The sequence below is a fragment of the Amycolatopsis sp. NPDC006125 genome (genome assembly GCF_040614195.1).
In the GTDB taxonomy this organism is placed as follows: domain Bacteria; phylum Actinomycetota; class Actinomycetes; order Mycobacteriales; family Pseudonocardiaceae; genus Amycolatopsis_E; species Amycolatopsis_E tucumanensis.
Window position 1 is genome coordinate 1 of sequence record NZ_JBEXTZ010000011.1, and the last position, 23979, is coordinate 23979.

Annotated in this window: 20 protein-coding genes; 13 read left to right on the forward strand and 7 right to left on the reverse strand. The window is 71.7% G+C overall.

Annotated elements, in window-relative coordinates; genetic code table 11:
- Positions 1-201: 201 nt before the first annotated feature.
- The 3 genes from ABZ193_RS08200 to metG all read right to left on the reverse strand — a co-directional run bounded on the left by ABZ193_RS08200 (position 202) and on the right by metG (position 4496).
- Positions 202-1602, reverse strand: coding sequence for a resuscitation-promoting factor (locus ABZ193_RS08200; protein WP_020419443.1), 1401 nt, complete (start codon positions 1600-1602; stop codon positions 202-204).
- A gap of 273 nt (positions 1603-1875) precedes the next feature.
- Entirely contained in the window at positions 1876-2706 is an 831-nt protein-coding gene (locus ABZ193_RS08205) for a TatD family hydrolase (protein WP_237339168.1), read from the reverse strand.
- On the reverse strand, positions 2703-4496 hold the full coding sequence (gene metG, locus ABZ193_RS08210) for a methionine--tRNA ligase (RefSeq protein ID WP_237339169.1): 1794 nt from the start codon (positions 4494-4496) through the stop codon (positions 2703-2705). The genes ABZ193_RS08205 and metG overlap by 4 nt, the downstream gene beginning before the upstream one ends.
- A 62-nt stretch (positions 4497-4558) precedes the next feature.
- On the opposite strand from metG, the gene ABZ193_RS08215 reads away from it, so the two are divergent.
- The 5 genes from ABZ193_RS08215 to ABZ193_RS08235 all read left to right on the forward strand — a co-directional run bounded on the left by ABZ193_RS08215 (position 4559) and on the right by ABZ193_RS08235 (position 9572).
- The gene (locus ABZ193_RS08215; protein ID WP_020419446.1) at positions 4559-5164 is read left to right on the forward strand and encodes a PadR family transcriptional regulator; all 606 of its coding nucleotides are present in this window, start codon (positions 4559-4561) and stop codon (positions 5162-5164) included.
- Between the two features lie 85 nt (positions 5165-5249).
- Positions 5250-6236: an ATP-binding cassette domain-containing protein gene (locus ABZ193_RS08220; protein WP_237339170.1), complete on the forward strand. Its 987-nt coding sequence runs from the start codon at positions 5250-5252 to the stop codon at positions 6234-6236.
- On the forward strand, positions 6226-6993 hold the full coding sequence (locus ABZ193_RS08225) for an ABC transporter permease (protein WP_020419448.1): 768 nt from the start codon (positions 6226-6228) through the stop codon (positions 6991-6993). The genes ABZ193_RS08220 and ABZ193_RS08225 overlap by 11 nt, the downstream gene beginning before the upstream one ends.
- 255 nt (positions 6994-7248) lie before the next feature.
- Positions 7249-8727 carry an alpha/beta hydrolase domain-containing protein gene (locus ABZ193_RS08230; RefSeq protein ID WP_237339171.1) on the forward strand — a complete coding sequence of 493 codons (1479 nt, stop codon included), beginning with the start codon at positions 7249-7251 and terminating at the stop codon, positions 8725-8727.
- A 230-nt stretch (positions 8728-8957) separates the two neighbouring features.
- Entirely contained in the window at positions 8958-9572 is a 615-nt protein-coding gene (locus tag ABZ193_RS08235; protein ID WP_020419450.1) for a GH25 family lysozyme, read from the forward strand.
- On the opposite strand, the gene ABZ193_RS08240 is transcribed toward ABZ193_RS08235, so the two are convergent.
- A complete protein-coding gene (locus ABZ193_RS08240; protein ID WP_237339172.1) occupies positions 9561-10544 on the reverse strand; it encodes a DUF4185 domain-containing protein in 984 nt (327 codons plus the stop codon). The two genes, ABZ193_RS08235 and ABZ193_RS08240, sit on opposite strands and share 12 nt — an antisense overlap.
- 76 nt (positions 10545-10620) lie before the next feature.
- On the opposite strand from ABZ193_RS08240, the gene ABZ193_RS08245 reads away from it, so the two are divergent.
- Positions 10621-11814, forward strand: a complete 1194-nt coding sequence (locus tag ABZ193_RS08245; RefSeq protein WP_237339173.1) for an aminodeoxychorismate synthase component I — start codon at positions 10621-10623, stop codon at positions 11812-11814.
- Complete coding sequence (locus ABZ193_RS08250) at positions 11772-12386, forward strand: GNAT family N-acetyltransferase (RefSeq protein WP_237339174.1); 615 nt, start codon at positions 11772-11774, stop codon at positions 12384-12386. The genes ABZ193_RS08245 and ABZ193_RS08250 overlap by 43 nt, the downstream gene beginning before the upstream one ends.
- A gap of 3 nt (positions 12387-12389) precedes the next feature.
- On the opposite strand, the gene rsmI is transcribed toward ABZ193_RS08250, so the two are convergent.
- Positions 12390-13217: a 16S rRNA (cytidine(1402)-2'-O)-methyltransferase gene (gene rsmI / locus ABZ193_RS08255; protein ID WP_237339175.1), complete on the reverse strand. Its 828-nt coding sequence runs from the start codon at positions 13215-13217 to the stop codon at positions 12390-12392.
- A gap of 64 nt (positions 13218-13281) precedes the next feature.
- Between rsmI and ABZ193_RS08260 the strand changes: the two genes are divergently transcribed.
- Both ABZ193_RS08260 and ABZ193_RS08265 read left to right on the forward strand, forming a co-directional pair.
- Complete coding sequence (locus ABZ193_RS08260) at positions 13282-14829, forward strand: phospholipid carrier-dependent glycosyltransferase (RefSeq protein WP_354709363.1); 1548 nt, start codon at positions 13282-13284, stop codon at positions 14827-14829.
- A complete protein-coding gene (locus tag ABZ193_RS08265) occupies positions 14826-15473 on the forward strand; it encodes a class I SAM-dependent methyltransferase (protein ID WP_237339177.1) in 648 nt (215 codons plus the stop codon). Before ABZ193_RS08260 ends, ABZ193_RS08265 begins: the two co-directional genes overlap by 4 nt.
- A 200-nt stretch (positions 15474-15673) precedes the next feature.
- Here ABZ193_RS08265 and ABZ193_RS08270 read toward each other — a convergent pair whose 3' ends face one another.
- Both ABZ193_RS08270 and ABZ193_RS08275 read right to left on the reverse strand, forming a co-directional pair.
- Positions 15674-17398: a serine/threonine-protein kinase gene (locus ABZ193_RS08270; protein ID WP_237339178.1), complete on the reverse strand. Its 1725-nt coding sequence runs from the start codon at positions 17396-17398 to the stop codon at positions 15674-15676.
- 109 nt (positions 17399-17507) lie between these two features.
- Positions 17508-18014, reverse strand: coding sequence for a hypothetical protein (locus ABZ193_RS08275; RefSeq protein ID WP_354709364.1), 507 nt, complete (start codon positions 18012-18014; stop codon positions 17508-17510).
- A 90-nt stretch (positions 18015-18104) separates the two neighbouring features.
- On the opposite strand from ABZ193_RS08275, the gene ABZ193_RS08280 reads away from it, so the two are divergent.
- The 4 genes from ABZ193_RS08280 (at position 18105) to ABZ193_RS08295 (ending at position 23871) form a co-directional block, all read left to right on the forward strand.
- Positions 18105-18773, forward strand: coding sequence for a hypothetical protein (locus ABZ193_RS08280; protein WP_354709365.1), 669 nt, complete (start codon positions 18105-18107; stop codon positions 18771-18773).
- Entirely contained in the window at positions 18770-20479 is a 1710-nt protein-coding gene (locus tag ABZ193_RS08285) for a hypothetical protein (RefSeq protein ID WP_354709366.1), read from the forward strand. Before ABZ193_RS08280 ends, ABZ193_RS08285 begins: the two co-directional genes overlap by 4 nt.
- Before the next feature lie 4 nt (positions 20480-20483).
- Entirely contained in the window at positions 20484-20846 is a 363-nt protein-coding gene (locus ABZ193_RS08290) for a hypothetical protein (protein ID WP_237339182.1), read from the forward strand.
- 1147 nt (positions 20847-21993) lie between these two features.
- Positions 21994-23871 carry a propionyl-CoA synthetase gene (locus ABZ193_RS08295; protein WP_237339202.1) on the forward strand — a complete coding sequence of 626 codons (1878 nt, stop codon included), beginning with the start codon at positions 21994-21996 and terminating at the stop codon, positions 23869-23871.
- Positions 23872-23979 lie beyond the last annotated feature (108 nt).

Genomic DNA, 23979 nt, shown 5'->3' on the forward strand with positions numbered 1-23979 from the left:
CCCCAGTACAAGGCGATCGTCGCCATCGGCGGCCTGCAGCCGCGCGGCCTGCTCCGCTCGGCAACCGATTTGGCTGGGGATCGGGTTGCGGGAGAGGGGTGGTTCGGGGGGTTTCGGGCTTTCGTTGCCGGGTGCCGGTACGCGGGAAAAAAAGATGACCCCGGCCACCGGCCGGGGTCATCATGTGTGTGCTGTCGGGGATCAGCTGGTGGCCTTGGCGCCGCAGACGGGCCAGGCGCCGTAGCCGCCGCGGTCGTCGCGCACCTTGGTCGCCACCGCGATCTGCTGCTCGCGCGTGGCCTGGTGCGGGTAGGCCGCGTACTGGTCGCCGCCGTAGGCGTCCCACGTGCTCTTGTTGAACTGCAGGCCGCCGTAGTAGCCGTTGCCGGTGTTGATCGACCAGTTGCCGCCGGACTCGCACTTCGCGATGGCGTCCCAGATGGCGCTGTCGCTGATCACCGGCTGCTTGGTGCCGACCCGGACGATCTTCGGCTTGGCCTCGACGATCACCTTCGTCGAGAGCTCCTCGCGGGCGGTCTCCTTGCCGTTGCGCTTGGTGATCCGGTAGGTCACCAGCTTCTTGCCCGCCGTGCCCGGGTCCTGGACGACCTCGTCGCCCGCGTCGAGGGTCGCGTCCTTGATCTCCTGGACCGGAGGATCGATGTCCTCTTCCTGGTTGATCACGGTGACCCCGGTGCGCGAGATGTGCACCTCGGCGCCGTTGGTCAGCTTGAGGGCCAGGCCGCCCTCGATCTCGTCGTCCGGGCCGAGCGACATGCCCTGCTCCGCCAGGAACTCCTCCGCGGTGATCGCGGTGGTGCTGATCTGCCGGGGGGCGGCGTCGCCGTCGTAGACGGTGATGTTCTTGAGGGTCTTGACCTCGACGGTCGCGCCGTCGAGGGGCAGCTCCGCGTCCAGCGGCATCGAGTACGCGGTGCCCGGGCCGAACTGGCCGCTCAGGCCCAGCTGCGTGATGGCTTCCTGCAGGCTCGTCGCGCGGACCCAGGACTCGCGGGCGACCCCGTCGACGACCAGGTTCAGCTTGCGGCCGCGCTCCAGCTTGATGACGCCGCCGTCACCGACCGGCGCCTGCGGCGAGGGGGACAGCGCGTCGTGCTCACCGACGGTGAGACCGGCGTCCTCGAGGACCTCGCCGACCGTCTTGCCGAAGCTGTGCACGGTCTGCGTGTGGCCGTCGACGTCGACGGTCACGCTCTTGTTCATGGCCAGCGCGGCGGCGCCGCCACCGGTGAGGCTGATCAGGAGGGCCAGGACCGAGCCGCGGAGGAACCGCCGCTTCCAGGTCTTGACCGCGGAGACGAGGGCCTTCTCCGGCTCCTCCTCGGCCTCCACGGCGGCCGTGCGGTCCTGTGCGGCCGCGTCCGGGATGGCGAGGGCCGGGAGCATCGTGGTCTCGGCGTTGATCAGCCGGATCAGCTCGTCGACGTCGATCTCGGCCTCGGCCATGAGATCGTCCGCGTCGTTGCCCAGCACCGTGCGGATGTCGTGCTCGGTGACAGCCAGGTCGTCCGAGAACGCGTCGGCGTCGGGCCAGTCGAGGGTGCCCACCGCGCCACCACGGCTGGACTCGAACCAGTCCATCGCCTCAGTCGGACGCGCGTCGGCCCATCTACTACCAGTCACAGCAGGTCGATCCCTTTCGCACTACGGCTCCCGAAGTCTTCGCCATCCCCGATCCCGACCTGCACTGGCTTGACTCCGGGTGTCCCGCTCTTCGCCCGGTTGGAGCGATCATGCGGCACGGTCACGGGACAGTAACGGACCCCGCGAGGTTGCGCAAACACCGGGCGGAATGTCGTGGCGTTCGTCACTCCTCCAGGTGGATGGTTGATTTCCACGGATGTCGCAGTCCGTTCAACCCGCTGTGACGGACGGCAGCCGGAACACGCGTTCGGCCGTCTCCGACACCGCCGAACAGACCTGTTCCAGCCCCTCCGAACGGAGGTCGGCGAGGAACGCGACCGTATAAGCGGTGCAGTACGGCTCGTTCGGCCGTCCGCGGAACGGGTGCGGCGTCAGGAACGGCGCGTCGGTCTCGACGAGGAACTGCCCGGAGGGCACGAGCCGCGCCGCGGCCTGCAGCGCCCGGGCGTTGCGGAACGTGACCGTGCCGGCGAACGACAGCACGTACCCGGCGTCCACGCACCGGCGTGCGATGTCCTCGTCACCGGAGAAGCAGTGGAACACCACGGTCTCCGGCGCGCCCTCCTCGTCCAGGATCCGCAACACGTCGGAGTGCGCGTCCCGGTCGTGGATCATCAGCGGCTTGCCGACCCGCTTGGCGAGGTCGATGTGCCAGCGGAACGCCTCCTGCTGGGCGTCCGGCGGCGAGTAGTCCCAGTAGTAGTCCAGACCGGTCTCGCCGACCGCGACCACCCGGTCCTGGCGCGCCAGATGCTCTATTTCGGACTGTTCCGCCTCGCCGAAGTCCTTGGTGCGCGTGGGGTGGATGGCCACCGCGGCCCACACCCGCTCGTCCCAAGTGGACGCTTCCGCGGCCCAGCGGGCGGCGTCCAGGTCGTCGGCGACGGTCACCATCCGGGTCACCCCGGCCGCCGCGGCACGGTCGGCCAGCTCGGCCACGTCGGCCGCCGTGACCGCACCGCAGGCGTCCAGGTGCGTGTGCGAGTCGACCACCGGCGCCGGCAGGCGCTCCGGCACCGGTGGCCGTTCCTTCTTGCTCACTGCGCGATCGGGGCCCACTCCGGACCGGTCTCGCCGAGCTTCGGGTCGAGCTTGGCGAACAGCGGCGTCGGCTTGGCCAGCGGACGGCCGACCTCGATCGGGATGGACTCCCAGCGCGCCTGCTCGGCCGCGTAGTCGCCGGTCAGGATCGGGTTGATCCGGCCGGGGATGTCCAGGTCCTCGACGTCCTGCAGCTCCGGCTGCGCGGCCCACACGCCGGTGCCGCCCAGCGCCTCGTGCACCTTCTGCGCAGAGTGCGGCAGGAACGGGGTGAGCAGCGTGTTCGCGTCCGACACCACCTGCAGCGCGGTGTGCAGCACCGCGTCGCGGCGATCCGGGTCGTCCTTGAGCTTCCACGGCTCCTGGTCCGACAAGTAGCGGTTGGCCGCGGACACGACCCGCATCGCCTCGGTGGCCGCCAGCTTGAACCGCGACCGCTGCAGGTGCCCGCCAACCGTCTCGAACGCCTTGCGGGACAGCGCCTTCAGCTCCTCGTCCGCGGGCGCCGGCTTGACCGGGGCCGGAATCGCGCCGTTGTTCTTGTGCGCCATCGAGATCGAGCGGTTGACCAGGTTGCCCCACTCGTTGGCCAGCTCGAAGTTGGTCCGGCGGACGAACTCGTCCCAGGTGAAGTCGGTGTCCTGGGTCTCCGGGCCGGCCACCGCGATGAAGTAGCGCAGGGTGTCCGGGCCGAACTCGCGCAGGAAGTCGTTGACGTAGATGACCGTGCCGCGCGAAGTGGAGAACTTCGACCCGCTCATGGTCAGGAACTCCGACGACACGATCTCGTCCGGCAGGTTGAGCTTGCCGTACGGGCCGACCTGGCCGCCCTTGTCACCCGCGCCGTTGTGGCCGAGCAGCAGCGCGGGCCAGATCTGGGCGTGGAAGGTGATGTTGTCCTTGCCCATGAAGTAGTAGCCGCGCGCGTCCGGGTTGGTCCAGAACTCCTGCCACGCGTCCGGGTTCCCGCTGCGGCGGGCCCACTCGACGCTGGCCGAGAAGTAGCCGATCACCGCGTCGAACCACACGTAGAACCGCTTCAGCGGCTGGTCGCGCCAGCCGTCCAGCGGGATCTTCACGCCCCAGTCCAGGTCGCGGGTGATCGGGCGGGGCCGCATGTCGTCGAGCAGGTTCTTGGTGAAGTTGACGACGTTGGGCCGCCAGTCGGTCTTCGTCGACAGCCACTTGCCGAGGCTCTCGGTGAACGCGGGCAGGTCGAGGAACAGGTGCTCGGTCTCGACGAACTTCGGCGTCTCACCGTTGATCCGCGACTTCGGGTTGATCAGCTCCGCGGCGTCCAGCTGGTTGCCGCAGTTGTCGCACTGGTCGCCGCGCGCGCCGTCGTAACCGCAGATCGGGCAGGTGCCCTCGATGTAGCGGTCCGGCAACGTGCGGCCGGTGGACGGGCTGATCGCGCCGGTCGTGGTCTTGGGCACGACGTAGCCGTTGCGGTGCAGCGCGAGGAAGATCTGCTGCGTGACCTCGGCGTGGTTGCCGGTGCTGGTGCGGGTGAACAGGTCGTAGGTCAGCCCGAGGCCCTGCAGGTCCTGGCCGATCTGGCGGGTGTACTTGTCGGCGGTCTGCTGGGAGGTGAGGCCCTCCTTGTCCGCCTGGACCGTGATCGGCGTGCCGTGCTCGTCGGTCCCGGACACCATGAGCACCCGGTTGCCGGCCATTCGCTGGTAGCGCGAGAACACGTCCGACGGGACGCCGAAGCCGGAGACGTGGCCGATGTGACGGGGCCCGTTGGCATAAGGCCAGGCCACCGCCGTCAACACAGGGATGCTCATGCCTGTTTAGCGTACGGATGCCGTCTCGTGCATTGTTACCTGGGAAGGCTTAAGGAGGTCGGGTGTCGCCGACGCGGCTGCTGGTGCTGGGCGTCGTACGGATGTACGGCCGGGCGCACGGCTATCAGGTGCGGCGTGAGCTGCTGGCCTGGTCGGCCGACCGCTGGGCGAACGTCCAGCCCGGGTCGATCTACCACGCGCTCAAGAAGATGGCGGCCGAAGGCCTGCTGGAGGCGGTGCCGGACGAACCGGAGGGACGCGGCCCGGACCGGATCGCCTACCGGCTGACCGACGACGGCGAGACCGAGTTCCAGGTCCGGCTGGCCCAGATGATCGCGGAGACCGAGGGCGACGGGGCCCAGGACGCGTTCGCCTTCGCCGCCGCGCTGACCTTCCTGCCCTCCCTGCCCCGCGACCGGGCCCTGTCGCTGCTGCGGCACCGCCTGACGTGGCTGGAGGGCCAGCTCGCGACCACCCGCAGCGTGCTGGACGGCGGAGTCAACTGGGGCCACCCGGAGCACGTCGGCGAGCTGTACCGGCTGTGGGGCACGAACGTCGAGGCGACCATCGAGTGGCTGCGGGGCCTGATCAAGCGCCTGCAGGACGGCGAGTACGTCATGGCCGACGACCCGGGGCGCCACTTCGGCGCACCCCCGGAGATCAAGTAATCAAATTTGACTACGGCGCGATAGTTGGGGCAGAGTGGCCGCCATCACTAGTCAAATTTGACTACTGAATCAAGGGGGATTTCTCATGATCAAGGCACGCGGCCTCGCGCGGACGTTCACCGCGCGCGGCCGCAGCGTCGAGGCCGTGAAGGGCGTCGACATCGACGTCGCCGAGGGTGAACTGGTGGGGTTCCTCGGCCCGAACGGCGCCGGCAAGACCACGACGCTGCGGATGCTGACCACGCTGCTGCGCCCGACCGCGGGCGAAGCGCAGGTCGCGGGTCGCGACCTGCTGGCCGACCCGGTCGGCGTGCGCAGGCAGATCGGGTACGTCGCCCAGGGCGGCGGCGTCACCCCGGAGATGAAGGTGCTCGAGGAGATCGAGCTGCAGGGCCGGCTCTACGGCATGTCGAAGGAGGACTCGCTGCGGCGGGGCCGGGAGCTGATCGACCAGCTCGACCTCGTGGGGCTGGACGACCGGCTGACGAAGACGCTGTCCGGCGGCCAGCGGCGGCGGCTGGACATCGCGCTGAGCCTGATCCACGACCCGAAGCTGATCTTCTTCGACGAGCCGACCACCGGGCTGGACCCGCAGAGCCGCGCCAACCTGTGGGACCACATCCGGCGGCTGCGCGCGGACCACGGCGTGACGTTGTTCCTCACCACGCACTACCTGGACGAGGCCGACTCGCTGTGCGACCGGATCCTGGTGATCGACAACGGGGAGATCGTGGCCGAGGGGTCGCCGGACTCGCTCAAGGCGCGAGTGTCCGGCGACGGCGTGACGATCGGGGTGGCCCCGGAGTTCGTGGACGCCGCGGCCGAGGTCGCCGGGCGCCTGGACGGCGCGCACGAGGTGACCACCGGTGAAGCCGAGGTGCGGTTCCGCGTGCCGCGCGGGGACACCGCGCTGCCGGAACTGTTGCGGCGCCTGGACGGCGACGGCATCGCGATGACCTCGATGCAGGTGAACCGGCCGACGCTGGACGACGTGTTCCTCACGCTCACCGGCCGGTCACTGCGCGACGCCGAGCAGTCCCAGCAGCACGAGGAGGCCGCCCATGTTGCGTGACACGTGGCTGATCTTCAAGCGGGACTGGACGTTGTCCATGCGCAACCCCGCGTGGATCATGATCGGCATCATGCAGCCGGTGCTGTACCTGGTGCTGTTCGGGCCGCTGATGGAAAAGGTCGTCAGCAGCACGCCCGGCTTCCCGCCGGGCACCAGCTGGACCATCCTGACCCCGGCGCTGATCATCCAGCTGGCGCTGTTCAGCTCGTCGTTCGCCGGGTTCGCGCTGCTGATGGACTACCGCAGCGGCGTGCTGGAACGGCTGCGGGTGACGCCGGCCAGCCGGGTCGGGCTGCTGCTGGGCAAGGTGGCCAACAACGTGATCCAGGCGGTCATCCAGGCCGTGCTGATCACGGTGCTCGCGTATGTCGCGTTCGGACTGGACGCGCCGGTCGGCGGGGTGCTGCTGAGCCTGGTGATCGTCGGACTGGTCGCGGCGACGCTGGCTTCGGCGTCGTACGCGGTGGCGCTGACGCTCAAGAGCGAGCAGGCCTTCCCGGCGCTGCTGAACGCCGTGCTGATGCCGGTGCTGCTGCTGTCCGGCATCCTGCTGCCGATCACCAGCGTCCTCGCGCCGGACTGGCTCTACGCCATCTCGCGGATCAACCCGTTCACCCACGTCGTCGACGCCGAGCGAGCCACCTTCCGCGGCGACCTCACGATGGACGCCCTGATGACCGGCTCGATCATCCTCGTGGTGATGACGGTGCTGGCCGTGTTCTGGGGCACGAGGACGTTCCAGAAGGAGAACGCCTAACGGCACGGCACCAGCACGTCCGCGCGCAGGTTGCCGGGCGCGCTGTCGCTGAAGTCCGCCGTGTCGAAGTACGGGTCCGTCTCGTGGGTCAGGTTCGCGCCACCCTGCGCCTGGGCCGCGAGACGGCCACCCGCGCTGCCCGGCTGCCGGCGGTGCTCCGGTCGAGCGAGGCGTCGAACGCACCGGTGATTTCGCCGATGCCGCCGCGACCGCGGCCGCCCCACACTGGCCCTCCCCAGATCACGGAGGTGACCAGTGCGCACAGCCGTCCTCGCAACGTTACTGGCGGTGTTCGCCGCGGTGCTGCCCGCCACGGCGGCGGCCGCGAACCCGACGATCACCACACCACCCGCGGGCAGCCGCGGGTTCCCGTTCCTCGCCGCGGCCGAGGACCTCGGCTCGTTCGGCTACACCGAGAGCGAGTTCTTCATCTCGGGCACCGCGACCGCGTACGCCAAGTCGGGGCTGTGGACCTCGTCCGGCCGCTGGGACGTCCGGCCCACCACCCAGGCCGCGTACCGGACCCGGCTGCTGGTCCGGCGGCCGAGCGACCCGGCGCGCTTCAACGGCACGGTCGTCGTGGAGTGGCTCAACGTCAGCGCTCAGCTCGAACTGTCGCCGGACTACTGGTTCATGCGGGACGAGCTGCTGCGCCAGGGCTACGCGTGGGTCGGCGTGTCGGCGCAGTCCGTCGGTGTCAACGGCGGGCTCGGCGACATCGCGGGCCTGCGTGGCTGGGACCCGGCCCGCTACGGCAGCCTCGTGCACCCCGGTGACGCCTATTCCTACGACATCTTCTCCCAGGCGGGACAGGCGTTGCGCACGCCGAACGGGCCGGACCCGTTGGGCGGCCTGGAGATCCGGACGCTGCTCGCCGACGGGGAATCGCAGTCGGCCGGGTTCATGACCACCTACGCCAACGCCGTCCAGCCGGTCGCGCGCGTCTACGACGGCCTGATGATCCACAGCAACAGCGCGGTCGCGGCCCCGATCAGCGGCAGGCTCGTCGACGTGCTGACGATGCCGGACCCGAGCCGCATCCGGACCGACACCGCGGTTCCGGTGTTCGTGGTGCTCACCGAGACCGACGTGCCGGGCGCGGCGGCGGCACGGCAGGCGGACACCGACCGCATCGTGCACTGGGAGCTGGCCGGCACCGCGCACGGCGACCAGTGGGCCGTCGACCTCGGCGGCCCGACGGTGCAAAAGTCCGCCGGGTCGGCCGCGCCGCAACCGAGCTGCGCCGCGGGGTCCGCGCCCTACAACGACGGGCCCGGCCACTACTCGATGAACGCCGCGCTGCGGGCGCTGACCACGTGGGCGCAGGGCGGACCGCGCCCGGCGAGCGGCGCGCTGCTCGACGCCGACCGCCGCGACCCGGCCACCGGCCTGGCCACCGGCGGCATCCGGCTGCCCGACGTCGCGGTGCCGACGCGCACGCTGAGCGGCGAGCGGAACACCACCGACAGCGGCGTCTTCTGCGGCCTCTACGGCGCGCGGGACCCGTGGAACGGCGACGCGGACCCGTGGGACCGGCACGACGACGGCGACCCGTCCGACCCGTCGTTCCCGCCCACCGCGGAGCCGGTGCTGAGCCGCCTGTACCCGACCAACGCCGACTACGTGGCCAAGGTGCAGGCCGCCGCGCAGTCCTCGGTCGCCGCGGGCCACCTGCTGCCCGAGGACGCCGCCACGATCGTCGAAGCCGCCCGGAATTCGGGCATCGGGGGTTAGCAGACCCGGCCGCCGGTCCGCGGGCCGGCGGCCGGGTTCCGCCCGCCGCCACCTCCACTGTGGACTCCCCGACGGTGACCGTGCCGTCACCCCGCGCCGCCACGCCCGGTACTTGCCGTGAGTCACACCCTTTTCGGGGGGTGCGTCGATACGGCAACCGGGGCTTTTCGCGCTTATGGTGACTACGCAGTGTCCTGGCGAGCGCATTTGCGTGGAATGAAGGCGGCGGTTTGACGGAGGGCAGCACGGAGCGCGGGATCAACCTCGCGCTGCACGCGACCGTGGCGGACTGGGACGCGGTCCGGTCCGGTGCGGTCTCGTTCGCCTCCATCACCGTCACCGAGAACACCAACTGGCTCGACCGCGGCGCCGGGAAACAAATCGAAGCGGCGCAGCGGGCCGGCATCCGCACCGGCATCCGCCATTACGCGCGCCCCGGCGCACCCCACGACCAGGCCGAGCTGTGCGTGCGCGCGGGCCGGGGGCTCGGCGTGTTCGGGCCCGGTTCGCTCGCACCGACGCTCGAAGTCGAGGCGGAGGGCGTCGACGACCGGTTCGTGAAGGCGTGGATCAAGACCGTGCGGCAGTCCGCGGGCATCCAGCGGGTCGTGATCTACGCCGATTACGGGCTCTGGTTGCGCCGGTTGCACCCGCAGAAGTGGGCCGACCGCGAGGTCGTGCTGTGGGTGGCGCGGCACAACGACATCCCCGGCCGCCCCGGCTGGTTCCACCCGCGCCTGGCGCTGCACGAGCACAGCTCGGTGCCGCCGATGCCCGGTGTGTCCGGTCCCATCGGCATGGACGCCCTGGTCTACCCGTTCACGCTGGCCGACCTACTGCTCTAGCGTGCTCCGCATCAGGAACACGTTGTACGGGCCCCACTGCGACATCAGGTAGTAGACGTCCGGGCCGTCCAGCGCCCACGGGTGCAGGTAACCGCCGTAGAGGCCGGGGTACCGGTGCCCGGGCACGGCGACCTGGCCGGGCGACCACGGCCCGGTGAGCCGGTCGGCGGAGCGCAGCAGGATCGCGCCGCCCGGGTCGTCCAGGTGCATCGCCAGCCACTGTCCGAGGTGGACGTCGTAGGCCACGGACAGCTCACCGACCGGGCCCGGGATGACCGGCGCGGCGGCGAACTCGTCCCGGGTCCAGCCGCGGCCGTCGAAGTACTCGTAGGACGACGCGTCCAGCAGGTGCGGGATCGCCGTGCGGGCCAGGTAGGCGTCGCCGTGCCGCCCGTTGGTGGTGCCGAAGAGGTAGACGTGGTCGCCCTCGCGGGCCAGCGCGCACATCTGGAACGGGTCGTCCCGCTCGGCGCGGTTGATCCAGCGCGCGCTCCACGGCTTGGCCCAGGTGACCCCGCCGTCGTCGGACACGGCGAGGCCGGAGTAGTTGGTGGTCCACTTGCCCGGCGGGCCCCACTGCCGCACGGACATGTAGTGCACGACCTGGAGCCCGTCGACCGCCAGGCCCGAGTTCGGGATGACGGTCACCTCGTCCCGGCGGCCATCGCGCGGGATGACCTGGGCGGCGGTGCCGTCCGGCCGCGTGACGACGCCGTCGAAGGTGAGACCGGCGGCCAGGTCCGTGCTGGTCGAGAAGGCGAGGACGTTGTTGCGCCAGTCGGCGCTGTTCGGGCCGCCGCCGTCGCCGCCCCAGCCCTCGCCGAAGGTGTCGCCGAACAACACGAAGACCCGCCCGTCACCGCCGTCCCACAGGATGCCGAGATCCGTGCCGTGGATGGCGAACCGGTCGGTCCGGTTGATCGAATCTGCGCCCGTCACCTTGCAGATCTGCTCCGTCTCGACCACACGCATGCGTCCGACGGTAGGTCACAATGTTCCCGTGCGGGTGACGCGAACGAGGCTTGGCCGGGGAAGAACACCGGATGAGGTGCTGCTTCTCCTCGACGAGCGCGCCCGCTCCCGGGGGATCGGCACGGCGGCCGGCCTGTGCGGCGAGTGGTTCGGCTCCCAGGCCGTGCTGGTGCCCGAGGTGCAGCTCCGCCCGGTCACCGACCCGTTCGAGGTGCCGGACCGGCAACCGCGGGTCGAAGCTCCGGAGGGGGTCGTCGGCGGCGGCTGGTTCGGCTACCTGTCCTACGACCTCACCGACCCGTCCGGCCGGCGCACCGCGCTGCCCGCGGCGGTGTGGGGCTGGGCCGACCACGTCCTGCGGCTGGACGCGGACGGCTGGTGGTGGTTCGAATCGCTCGGCGGCCCGGACCTGGCGGCGGAGTTCGCGGAGCTGCTGACCCGGCCGGCGCCGTCCCCGGCCTGGCAGGCGGGGCCGTTGCACCGGCCGATGCCCGCGGAACACGGCGACGCGGTGAAGGCCTGCGTGCACGCGATCGAGGCCGGGGAGGTGTTCCAGGCCAACATCTGCACCCGTTTCGAGGGCACGTTCGAGGGCTCGCCCGCCGCGTTGTTCGCGCAGGGGGTGCGGGGGCTGCGGCCGCGCCGCGCCGCGTTCCTCACCGGCGAGTGGGGCAGCGTCGTGTCGTTGTCGCCCGAGCTGTTCCTCGCCCGCCACGGCGACCGGGTCCGCTCGACGCCGATCAAGGGCACGCTGCCCCGCCGCGGCCCGGCGGACGACGTGCTGGCACAACGGCTGCGTGAGTCGGTCAAGGACGTGGCCGAGAACGTGATGATCACCGACCTGGTGCGCAACGACCTCGGCCGGGTGTGCGCGGTGGGCAGCGTGCGGGTGCCCGAGCTGCTGCGGGTGCGCCCGGCGCCCGGCGTGTGGCACCTGGAGTCGACCGTGGAGGGGCGGCTGGTCACCTCGGACGCGGAGTTGCTGGCCGCGACCTTCCCGCCCGGCTCGGTGACGGGCGCGCCGAAGATCCGGGCGCTGGAGCTGATCGCGGAGCTGGAGCCGCGGCCGCGCGGGGTCTACACGGGCGCCGTCGGGCTGGCGTCGCCGGTGGCCGGGCTGGAGCTGAACGTCGCGATCCGCACGTTCGAGGTGCACGGCGGTTCGATCGCGCTCGGGGTCGGCGGCGGCATCACCGCGGATTCGGACGCCGAGGCAGAATGGCAGGAATGTCTGCACAAAGCCGCCCCGCTGGAAGCACTGCTCACCTGATCCGCCTCGGCACAGCAGCCGACCTCGACGGCGCGGCGGCAACTCTGGGCGCGGCCTTCGCGGACTACCCGTTCACGCGGCACACCGTCGCCGCGGCGGACCACTTCGCGCGGGTGACCGGCCTGCAACGGCTGTTCCTGGAACACGTCGGGCTGCCCTGCGGGCGGGTCTGGGTGAGCGACGACCTGGCAGCGGTGGCGGTGTGGACGACGCCCACCTCCGGCGAGCCCGACTTGGACGCGCTGGGCCCGCGGCTGCGCGAGCTGGCCGGTGACCGGGCGGCCGCCGCGGCGGCCGCGGAGGAGGCGATGGCCCCGCACCGGCCGACCGGGCCCGCGTGGTTCCTCGCCACGGTCGGCGTGGCGCCCGGCCGCCAGGGCGAGGGCCTCGGCCGGGCTGTCCTCGCACCCGGGCTGCGTGCCGCCGCCGAGGAGGGCCACCCGGCCTACCTGGAGACCTCGCTGGAGTCGAACGTGGGCTTCTACCAGGGGCTGGGCTTCGAGGTGACCGCGCAGGTCCCCCTCCCCGACGATGGCCCGGTCACCTGGGCGATGCGGAAGGACCCCGCCTGACGCTCAGGCGCGCCGCGCCGCCAGCACCGCGTCGTACAGCTCCTTCTTCGACACCCCGGTCGCCTCGGCGACCTCGGCCGCCGCGGACTTGAGCCGCTCACCGGCCGCCACGCGTGCCGACACCTCCGCCACCAGGTCCGTCACCGACACCGCCCGCGGCCGGGCGCCCTCCAGCACCACCGTGATCTCGCCGCGCACGCCGTCCGCCGCCCAGGCCGCCAGCTCGGGCAGCGTGCCGCGCCGGACCTCCTCGTACGTCTTCGTCAGCTCCCGGCACACCGCCGCCCGCCGCTCGTCACCCAGCGCGGCGGCCGCTTCGGTCAGCGTCGCGGCCAGCCGGTGCGGCGACTCGAAGAACACGACCGTCCGCGGCTCGGTCGCCAGCTCCCGGAACCAGCGGCCCTTCTCACCCGGCTTGCGCGGCGCGAAGCCCTCGAAGCAGAACCGGTCGCTGGGCAGCCCGGACAGCGCCAGCGCGGTCGTCACCGCCGAGGGCCCGGGCAGGCAGGTGACCGGCAGGTCCTCCTCGACGCACGCCGCGACCAGGCGGTACCCCGGATCGGACACGCTGGGCATGCCGGCGTCGGTGACCAGAACGACGGTCTCCCCGGCCCGCAGCGCCTCCAGCAGCTTCGGCAGCCGGGACGTCTCGACGTCCTCGTAGAAGCTGACCACCCGCCCACGCGGCGTCACGTCCAGCGCGGTGGCCAGCGACCGCAGCCGACGGGTGTCCTCGGCGGCGATCACGTTCGCCTCGGCCAGTGCGGCGACCAGGCGCGGCGAAGCGTCGCGGGAGTCACCGAGGGGGGTCGCGGCGAGGACGAGTGGCATGGCCTTCACCCTATTAGCCGCGCGGGAACTCCGAGTTCACCCGTGGGTCCCTAGGATCACCCCCGTGACCGCTGTGCTGACGCGACCGGACCAGGTGGACCACCTCCGCCCGCCGACGGACCGTGCCGCCACCCTCCTCGGACGGCCGATGCCGGCTGACCGGCTGCGCGGCTGGGTGGTCACGATCGTCCTGACGCTGGTCGCGGCGGTCACCCGCTTCCAGAACCTCGGCTCCCCCACCGACAAGGGCACCCCGGTCTTCGACGAGAAGCACTACGTGCCACAGGCGTGGCAGATGCTGCGCAACGGCGGGTTCGAGGACAACGCGGGCTACGAGCTGGTGGTGCACCCGCCGCTGGCCAAGCAGCTCATCGCGCTCGGCGAGTGGATGTTCGGGTACAACGGCTGGGGCTGGCGCTTCAGCGCGGCCGTGGCGGGCACGATCATCGTGCTGCTCACCATCCGCATCGCGCGGCGGCTGACCCGCTCGACGCTGCTCGGCGGCATCGCCGGGATACTCGTGATCTGCGACGGGGTGCTGTTCCTGCAGGCCAGGATGGGGATGCTGGACATCTTCATCGCCCTGTTCGCGCTGTCCGCGTTCGCGTGCCTGCTGTGCGACCGCGACCAGGTGCGGCAGCGGCTGGCGGTGGCGGTCGCCGAGGGCTGGGCGGACGAGTCGCCGTGGGGGCCGCGGCTGGGCTTCCGCTGGTGGCGGTTCGCGGCCGGGGTGTGCCTCGGCCTGACCTTCGCGGTGAAGTGGTCGGGCCTGTACTACATGGCGTTCTTCGGGCTGCTGTGCGTCGGGTTCGACCTGGCCGCGCGCCGGGCGGCGGGGGTGCCGCGGCCGTGGGTCGGGACGCTGCGCCGGGACGTGCTGCCCGCGTTGTGGGCCATCGTCGCCATCCCCGCGCTGATGTACCTGGCGAGCTGGTGGGCGTGGTTCGCGAGCGAGTCCGGCACCGACCGGCACTACACCGAGCTGCAGGGCATCGACCCCGGGTTCTGGAGCTGGGTGCCGCCCGCGTTGCGGTCGCTGGGCGACTACTCGATGAACGTGCTGCACTTCCACGAAAGCCTGGTCACGCCGAAGGACGACCCACACCCGTGGGAGTCGAAGCCGTGGACGTGGCCGATGGGCCTGCGCCCGATGCTCTACTACTACGAGTCGGGCAACGGCACGTGCGGCGCGTCGGACTGCATCCGGGCGACGATGCTGATCGGCACGCCCGCGATGTGGTGGCTCGCGATCCCGATGCTCGGGTGGGGCCTGTGGCGGTGGCTGTTCCGGTTCGACTGGCGCTACGCCGCCGTGCTGGTCGGCTACCTCGCCGGGTTCCTGCCGTGGTTCACGAACATCGACCGGCAGATGTACTTCTTCTACGCGACGCCGATGGCGCCGTTCCTGGTGCTCGGGCTGACGCTCGCGCTCGGGCAGATCCTGGGCAGCGCGCGGCGCGGGTTCGAACGCCGCGGGACGGGGCTGCTGGTGGTGGCGCTGTACGTCGGCCTGGTGGTCGCGAACTTCGCGTGGCTGTGGCCGATCCTGAACGGCGACCCGATCAGCAACGCCCGGTGGCAGGCGGAGCTCTGGCTGCCGTCCTGGCGATGACCGGGTACCTGGACCGCGCCCGGGAGTCGTACGACCGGGTCGCGGAGGACTACGCCGAGTTCGTGCGCCCGCGGTTCGCGGCGGACGCGGTGGGCCGCGGGATGCTGAGCGCCTTCGCCGAGCTGGTCACCGGACCGGTCGCCGACGTCGGCTGCGGACCCGGCCACGTGACGGCGCACCTGGCGGGACTCGGCACGCAAGCGTTTGGCGTCGACTTGTCCCCCGGGATGGTCGAGATCGCCCGCCGGTCGTACCCGCGGCTGCGGTTCGAGGTGGGCTCGATGACGGCGCTCGACGTGCCGGACGGGTCGCTCGGCGGGATCGTCGCGTGGTGGTCGATCTTCCACGTCCCGCCGGCCGTGCTGCCGACGGTGTTCGCCGGCTTCGCCCGCGCGCTGGAGCCCGAAGGCCACGTGCTGATCGGCTTCCACGCCGGGAACGCCCAGCTGCAGCCGGAGACGGCCTACGGCCACCCGGTGGACTACGACGCGTACCTGCTGCCACCCGACCACGTCGCGAAACTCCTGAAACGCGCCGGCTTCGACATCGCGGCCCGAGTCGAACTGGAAGGCGCGAAGCACCCGCAGGCGATCCTGCTGGGCCGGAAGCGAACCGCCCGGCGTTCCGCGCTGCCCCACCGGTAGCGCCTGCGCCCCGGCTCGGCACGATTGCCTTCGAGCAGGAGCACCCGCAGACCATCCCGTCGGGCCGCAGGCGCACCTCGCGCGTCCCACGCCCCGTCCGGAGCGTCCGGTGCCGCGCACCCTCGGCGCCAGCGCGGCGGCATCGCCCGCGGCGCACCACCGCGCACGCGCCACGCCGCATCCAGCGCCACAAACCCCAGTCAGCGCGGCGGCATCGCCCGCGTGGTACCGCCGTGACGCGGCACGATCCGCGTCACCGGCCCGTCCATCGACTTGCCCGCCCGCGACAGGAAGCCCTCCACCTCACGCACCACCGTGTGCAGCGTCGGGCGGCGGCGGGGTTCGTTGTCGAGCGAGGCGATCAGCAGCCGGGCGTGCGCGGAGCGCTGCGGCAGCTTCGAGACGGGCTCGGCGCGCGCCGCCGCCATCAGGGCCGCCATCGGCGTCTCGCGGGTGCCCCGCGGCGGGTAGCCGGACAGCGCGTAGCTCACCGTCGCCGCCAGCTGCCACGCGTCCGAGGCCGGGGACGCCGCCGCGCCCGCGGCCTGCTCCGGGGCGACGAAGTCGGGGGTGCCGATCATCATCCCGGTCGCTGTCATCGTCGAATCGCCGCGACTGCGGGCGATGCCGAAGTCGATCAGGTGCGGCATGCCCTGCGGGTCCAGGATCACGTTCGACGGCTTCACATCGCGGTGCAGCACACCCTTCTCGTGCGCCGCCGCCAGCGCGCCTGCCATCGTCGCCCAGAGGCGGCCCGCCGCGACGTCGTCCAGCGGTCCCATCGTGTCCACCGCGGTGGCCAGCGACTGGCCCTCCAGGTACTCCATGACCAGCGCGAGCCCGTCCGGCTCCTCGACCAGGTCGTAGACCCGCACGCAGTTCGGGTGGTCGACCATCGCGAGCGCCCTGGCCTCGCGGCGCATGCGCTCCTCGGTGTCCCGGTCCGGCGCGTGGGCGATCTTCAGCGCGACTGTGCGGCCCAGCTGGTTGTCCACGGCCTGCCACACCGTGCCGAACCCACCGTGGCCGAGGCGCTTGATCCGCCGGTACCGGCCGCCGCCGTTGGCCGTCGACCCCGGCGGCAGCGGGACCGGGCCAGGCGCCGCGGCGAGCTCCTGCGCGGCGGGCGCGACGGCCGTCGGCGCGTACTGCTTCGGCGGCTGCTGCTGCGGCGGTGGCGGAGGCGGCGGCACCTGCGGCGGGGGCTCGCGCCGCGGCTCCGGGCGCGGCCGCTCCGGCTTGTTGATGACCGACCACGGCGGCGGCCCGACCAGGGCGATCGGGATGATCCCGAGCATCGCGATCGGGATGAACCCGAGCCACAGGAACACGCCCGCGTTGGCCGAGACGCCCACCGAGAACACCACGAACATCACGAACCCGACCCACAGCAGGCGGCCCGGCCACTTCGGTCCGCGGCGCATCGCGGTGCGCGCCTGCAGGATCATGAACAGCAGCGCGAGCAGCGGCAACCCGACGAGCGCGCCCAGGTAGTAGCCGTAGGCGAGCACGTTGCCGGAGGGGTAGAAGATCGTCTCGAAGATGTTCTGCCCACCGCCGAGGTACTTGCTCTGCGTGCCGATGAACGAGCAGTACTCGCGGTTCAGGGTCGCCAGGTCGGCCTTCGACAGCGAAGAGGTGCCCTCGGCGGCGGCCCGGTAGATGCCCGAGATGCCGTTGAACGCCATCCACGGCAGCCCGAACGAGAATACGAACGCGATCACGCCGATGGCCGCGATCGTGCCGGTGTCGTACCGGTTGCCGGTGAACTTCCGCATGAGCGCGACGAGGACCGCGCCGGCCACCGGGAACAAGGCGGTCAGCGCCCCCGCGGCCACCGTGGCCCACACCCAGTCACCGGGGCAGAACCCCGGGTTGAACAGGGCATGCGCGAGGGACAGCAGCCAGTCCGCGAACGCGTTCACCGCCCGGGTCCCTTCGTGTTCGGGGTCTTCTTCCGGTCTCCCACCCTATTCGCACCTTGGACGCGGCAGGGGACGGGCGGGTTGCGGTCGCCCTGCGGAGTGAGACTTCTCAGATGCCCGGCCGCCAGATGACCGGCGCCAGCCGCTCCGCCTCGACGCGCCACCGCTCCCGCCGGAAGCGCAGGACCAGCACCGACAGCAGGACGCTGCTGAGCACCGCGCCGGCGACGACGACCGCGACGACGCCGGCCAGCCCGCCCAGCACGACCGCGACCAGGCCCAGCACCACCACCGCGGCGATGGCGACCTGTCCCTGGCCGTGCCACACCCACCGCCGTCCCGCGTCGAGCTCGGCCAGCAGGGCCTGCGCGCCGGTGGTGAGCCGGGGGTCGGGCACGTTCAGTTCGAGAATGCGGCGGGCCGCCCACGCGCACAGCTCGCGCTGGCGCGCCGATGTCACCACGGGCAGCCCCTCTCTGGTCACGCTGCGTGCGGACACGGTCAGCGCTTCGAGCGCGTGCGCGAGCCGCAGACGCAGGTCCAGGTCCGCCGGAGCCGCGGCGAGCTGCTGTTCGAGCGCTTGAACAGCGGTCATCGGGTCGGTCTGTTCGGTCACGTGAATCTCCCAAATGGAGTAACCCGGGCGGGACGCTCGATGCTACCCTCAGTGCTCACTTCTGCACGAGCGGTTGACGAGGGGACAGTGATGCCGCCTCCTGGGGGCCAGCCGAGCTCGGCGCGTCTGGCGCTGCTCGCGGGTGTGGCGAACCTCGTCGTGCTCGGCGCGGTCGGTACCGCGCTGCTGCTCGTCCGCGACAGCGGCGACGGCGGGACCACCCAGCTGGCCACGGCCACGTCGAGCTCGGCCGTGACGACCACGAGCGCGTCGAGCAGCCGCCGCACGTCGACGACCACCACCACGACCACGACGAGCAGTTCGGCGCCGCCGGGGAGCGAGGTGACCGGCCCGGCCGGGATCCGCACGGTCATCCCGGAGGGCTGGACCGTCGCGCCGACCCAGTCCGCGGGCAGCGTGCAGGCCACCGACCCCGCCGACAGCTCCCGCTTCGTCCGCTACGGCGGCTCGGCCGTGCCGAACGCTTCGATCATGGAGTCCCACCTCGAGGCCGAAAGCGACTTCGCCGCCGCCCGGCCCGGCTACTCCCGGGTGGAGCTCGCCCAGACGACCCTCCGCGGGTACGAGGCGATCGTGTGGGAGTTCGAGTGGACCGCGCCGGAGGGCAGGCGGCACGTGAAGGCCGAGTACTGGCGCGCCTCCGGCACCGAGTACTTCGTGTACGCCTCGTCGAAGGCCGCCGACTGGCCCGAGATGGTCCCGATCCTCACCGCCATGACGGAGAACGCGATCCCGTGACCGGAACGATGACCGCCTGGACCGTCCCGCACCAGGTGCGGCCCCAGGACGACACGACGCGGTACCTGTGCGCCGCCGCGCACCTCGACTCCGGATACGCCGACCGCGCGATCCGCGAGTTCCTCACCGAGCCGACCCGCCCGCTGCCGCACTCGCCAGGGTTCGACCCGGCGCGGGTGCTGGTGGAGGCGATCGCCTCACGGGGCCGCCGCAAGCTGCGCGACGGCATCCTGGCGGTGTTGTTCGGCTTGTTCGTCTGGGCCTCGGGCCCGAGCCTGTTGCTGTTCACGTGGCTCGCGCTCGCGGTGGCGCTGGTGATCCCGTCGATCTGGCGCAGGGCGATCAACGTGGCGCTCAAGGCGGCGATCGTCGTCGTGCTCGGCACGTTCGCGCTGGCCGGTCTGCTGATCTACTTGCTCGGCGCGATCGATCCGGAGGCCACCGAGGACTTCACCGGCGGCTACTACGGGGACTACTACAGTCCGCCCTCCGGCGACGATGAGGTCTGGTTCTACGTCTCGATCGCGCTGGTCGTGCTGATGTTCGCGATCCTGGTGACCGACCGGCTGGTGGTGCGGTCGCTGCTCGTCGACCGGTTCGGCTACCGCGCCCGCAACCGGTCGCCCGCCGACCCGTTCACCACCGAGCGCCCGCTGCTCGGCCTGTGCCCGCCGCGGTTCGTGCGGCAGCTGCACCGCTACCGGGACGCCGAAGAGAGCCCGCAGGGCGCGGTGCCGTTGTTCGTGCACCGCGGCTACAACCCGTTCGTCGGCGCCGGGTCGCACCGGGAGTCCTGGTCGATGGCGTTGCCGCTGGACCGCCTGCCGGAGGACCACAAGCCGGACGGCACGCCGTTCGACGAGCTGACCACGCCGTTGCTGTACGAGCGGGTCCGCGCGGCGATGGCTGTGCTGCAGGAGAGCGAGTCGCTGTCGCCGGACCGGCGGTTGCGTGAGCTGTCGATCCGGGAGGCCGTGTTCGCGTCGTCGGCGGAGCTGATCGACCACGTTTACCAGCCGGAGTCGGTGGTGTACCTGCGGGGCCTGGACCGGGCGCCGGAGCGGTACCTGCCGCCGGGCGAGGTGGCGGCGCTGCGCCGGCAGCCGCGTGAGTGGGCGCGCTACTACCTGTGCTTCCAGGTCGAGACGTGGGACCGGGACCTGGTGATGTCCAGCTACCTGCACGCGGCCGTCGACGCCAGCACCCTGTACCTGGAGTGGACGCCGTGCGTGCTGCCGCCGGTGCGGGACCGGTACCGCGCGGTGGACAAGCTGCCCGCCGGGGTGGCCGCGCCGATCGGGCAGGCGCTGCTGCGGTTGTTGCGGTTGCCGGTGACGATCTGGGGTCGCGCCAAGCACACGCTGGAGTGGATCCAGCCGCTGCGGCAGGACCGCGGCCTGATCAACCCGGACGCGTACGGCTCGCTGCGAACGTTGCGCGAGATGGCGGCCGCCGAGGACGTGGACAGCTATTTTCAGCTGGTCGACGTGGAGCGCTACGAGAAGATCCTGCACAGCAGGCTGATGCCCGCGATAAGCCGCATCCTGCGCGACTGCGGCTATTCGCCCGCGAGTTTCGAGCGCCAGGCCGCGACCGTGATCCACAAGGAGATCACCATCCACGGCGACAACTACGCCCCCATCAACACCGGCGCCAACACCGGTTCGATGGACGGCGCGAACGTGCAGACGGCCAAGGGGGACTGAGCACATGACCGGGATCAACATCAGCGGCGGGAACTTCGGCCCGATCAACACGGGAACGAACAGCGGCTCCATGAGCGGCGCGAACATCAACCAGCAGCAGGCGCCGCTGGTCACGTTGCTGGAGCAGCTGCGTGCCGAGACGGCCGCGCTGGAGGTCGCCGACCGGAAGGCGCTGGACCGGAACTTGGCCGGTCTGCTGGAAGACGCGCGGAAGGCCCAGGACCCGGACACGGCCGAGGACGTGGAGCCCGAGGTGGTCCGCACCCGGTGGGAGAAGGTGAAGGCTCTGCTGTCCCAGGCATCCGAGGTGAGCGGGACGGTGGCGCAGATCGGTGGACATGTTTCGGAGCTCATCGGGGCTTTCTGACTCGTCAGGGTTCTTGGGTTTCTCGTGCCTGGCCTGCCTACGGGGGTTCGGGGTGCCGGGGGCGGGTGTGCCGCAGCTTCACAAGTGCGTGGTGGTTGCGAGCTGCGCGCGAAAACTTGACTCGGCGCGGCGAGACGGCGATCAGACACGCGGCGGACCGCTGGCCCAAGGGTTCAGCGGTAGCGAACCGAGGGCGGCGGCGGCCGGCGCGGCAAAGTGGCGATCAACCGCGGCAGGCCGTCGCTGCACAGGGGCGCGGCCGTAACGAGCCGCGGCGGGCAGTGGTGACGCGCGGCGGGCGACGGTCGGGCGCGGCCGTAACGAGCCGCGGCGGGCAGTGGCGACCTGCGGCGGGCGACGGTCGGGCGCGGCAAGGCGGCGACTGCAAGGCGACGGGCAGCAGTGGTGGTAGCGCACGACCCGCAGTGACTGCGCGCTGCGGCACGCTGGGTGCGTGGTGTGGTTGGCCCGGCAAAGGCGGCAGTCGATGCGCGGCGGGCCGCAGCTGCACAAGGGCGCAGTCGTAACGAGCCGCGGCGAGCGATGGTTGGGCCCGGCAAGTGACTGTGGGACGGCAGGGCGTGAGCGGGTGCAGCGCACGGCAGGTGGCGGCTGCGTGCTGGGCGGTGGCTGAGCGCCGGGCGGTGGCTGAGCGCGGTCGGTGGCTGAGCGCGGTCGGTGGCTGAGCGCGGCGGGTGGTGATTCAGGGCGCCGGTGGCGGCTGTGCGCGGCACTGGGGCCGCGCGGCGGTGGCGCGGCGCTGGGGCAGCGCGGCGGTGCGCGCGGGCGCACCAGGGGCCGCGGTGGGCACGTGGGGGTTTGGAGGGCGGCGCGAGGCGGTCAGACCGCGTGGAACGGCCGGGTGGCGCGGAGAGGCGAGGTGGCCGGGCGGCGCGAGGCGGTCGGACCGCGGGGAGCGGCGCGGCGCAGGGCGGCGAGGCGGCCGAGTGGCGTGGGGGCGGTCGGACCGCGTGGAACGGCCGGGCGGCGGAGCGGCGAGGCGGCCGGGCGACGCAGAGCGGCCGGACCGCGTGGGGCGGCCGGGCGGCGGAGCGGCGTGGGGCGGCCGAGTGGCGCGGGGGCGGTCAGGGGGCGGGGATTGCGTCATGATGTGGGGCACGAGCTCGACGACGAGGAGGTCTGCCCCATGGGCCGTCACGTGGAGGAACACCAGCGCAGCCTTACTGATCCGGAAGGGTTCTGGCTCGCGGCGGCGAAGGCCATCGATTGGACTCGTGAGCCGTCGCGGGCGTTGGACTCTTCGCGGGCTCCCTTGTTCCGCTGGTTCCCGGACGGGGAGCTCAACACCGCCTACAACGCCCTCGACCGGCACGTCGAACGCGGGCGCGGGGAGCAGCCCGCCCTGATCTGGGACTCGCCGGTCACCGGGGGCAAGCGGACCTTCACCTACGCCCAGCTGCGGGACGAAGTCGCCCTGTTCGCGGGGGCCCTGCGGTCCCTCGGCGTCGGCAAGGGCGACCGCGTCATCGTCTACCTGCCGATGGTTCCCGAGGCCGCCGTGGCGATGCTCGCCTGCGCCCGGATCGGCGCCGTGCACTCCGTGGTGTTCGGCGGCTTCGCGCCCAAGGAACTCGCCGCGCGCATCGAGGACGCCAAGCCGAAGGTGATCGTCGCCGCGTCCTGTGGCATCGAGCCGAACCGCGTGGTCGAGTACAAGCCGATCATCGACGAGGCCCTCGCCGCCACCACCCATCAGCCGGACAAGGTCGTGGTGCTGCAACGCGACGCGGCGCAGGCGACGCTCGGCGAACGGGACGTCGACTGGCGGGAACTGGTCGCCGGGGCGAGCCCGGTCGACCCGGTCCCGGTCGCGGCTACCGACCCGCTCTACATCCTCTACACCTCCGGCACCACCGGGAAACCGAAGGGCGTCGTGCGCGACGCGGGCGGCCACGCGGTCGCGCTGGCCTACTCGATGCACGCGGTCTACGACATCCAGCCCGGCGACATCTGGTGGACCGCCTCCGACGTCGGCTGGGTGGTCGGCCACTCCTACATCGTCTACGCGCCACTGCTGATCGGCGCCACGACCGTGATGTACGAGGGCAAGCCGGTCGGCACCCCGGACGCCGGCGCCTTCTGGCGCGTCATCAGCGAACACAAGGTGAAGGCCCTGTTCACCGCTCCGACCGCGCTGCGGGCGATCAAACGGGTCGACCCGGACGCCACCGAACTCGCGAAGTACGACCTGTCGTCGTTCCGCACCCTGTTCATGGCCGGTGAGAGGCTCGACCCGGAGACCCTGAACTGGGCCGCCGACAAGCTGGGCGTGCCGGTGATCGACCACTGGTGGCAGACCGAGACCGGGTGGCCGATCGCGGCGAACCCGCGCGGGCTGGAACCGATGCCGGTGAAACCGGGCTCGGCGACCGTCCCGGTGCCCGGCTACGACGTGCGGATCCTGGACCAGGCCGGCGACCCCCTGCCTGCCGGGCAGGAAGGCGCCATCTGCATCAAACTCCCGATGCCGCCGGGCACCCTGCCGACGCTGTGGGGCGACGACGAGCGCTACGTGGAGGCGTACCTGTCGCGCTACGAGGGCTACTACCTCACCGGCGACTCGGGCTACTTCGACGAGGACGGGTACCTGTTCGTCATGGGCCGCACCGACGACGTCATCAACGTGGCCGGGCACCGGTTGTCGACCGGGTCGATGGAGGCCGTGCTGGCGGCGCACCCGGCCGTCGCCGAGTGCGCGGTGATCGGCGTGCACGACTCGCTCAAGGGCCAGCTGCCGCGCGGGCTGGTGGTGCTCAAGTCCGGTGTGGACGTCGACGAGGAAACGCTGAAGGCGGAGCTGATCGCGGCCGTCCGGCGGGACATCGGCCCGGTGGCGGCGTTCCGGCAAGTGTCCGTTGTGGACGCGCTGCCGAAGACGCGATCGGGCAAGATCCTCCGCAAGACCATGCGCGGACTCGCCGAAGGCCGGGACGAACCGGTGCCGTCGACCATCGAAGATCCTTCGGTGCTCGACAAGCTGCGCGCGGTGCTGCGGGACGACTGACCGCGAAAGAGTCCACTTGAGACGGATGAGGCCGTTCGGCAGGGCGTTGATGTTCACACCGACAAGCTAGACCCGAGCACCGACAGAAAGCACTGTCCGGCCGGGGAA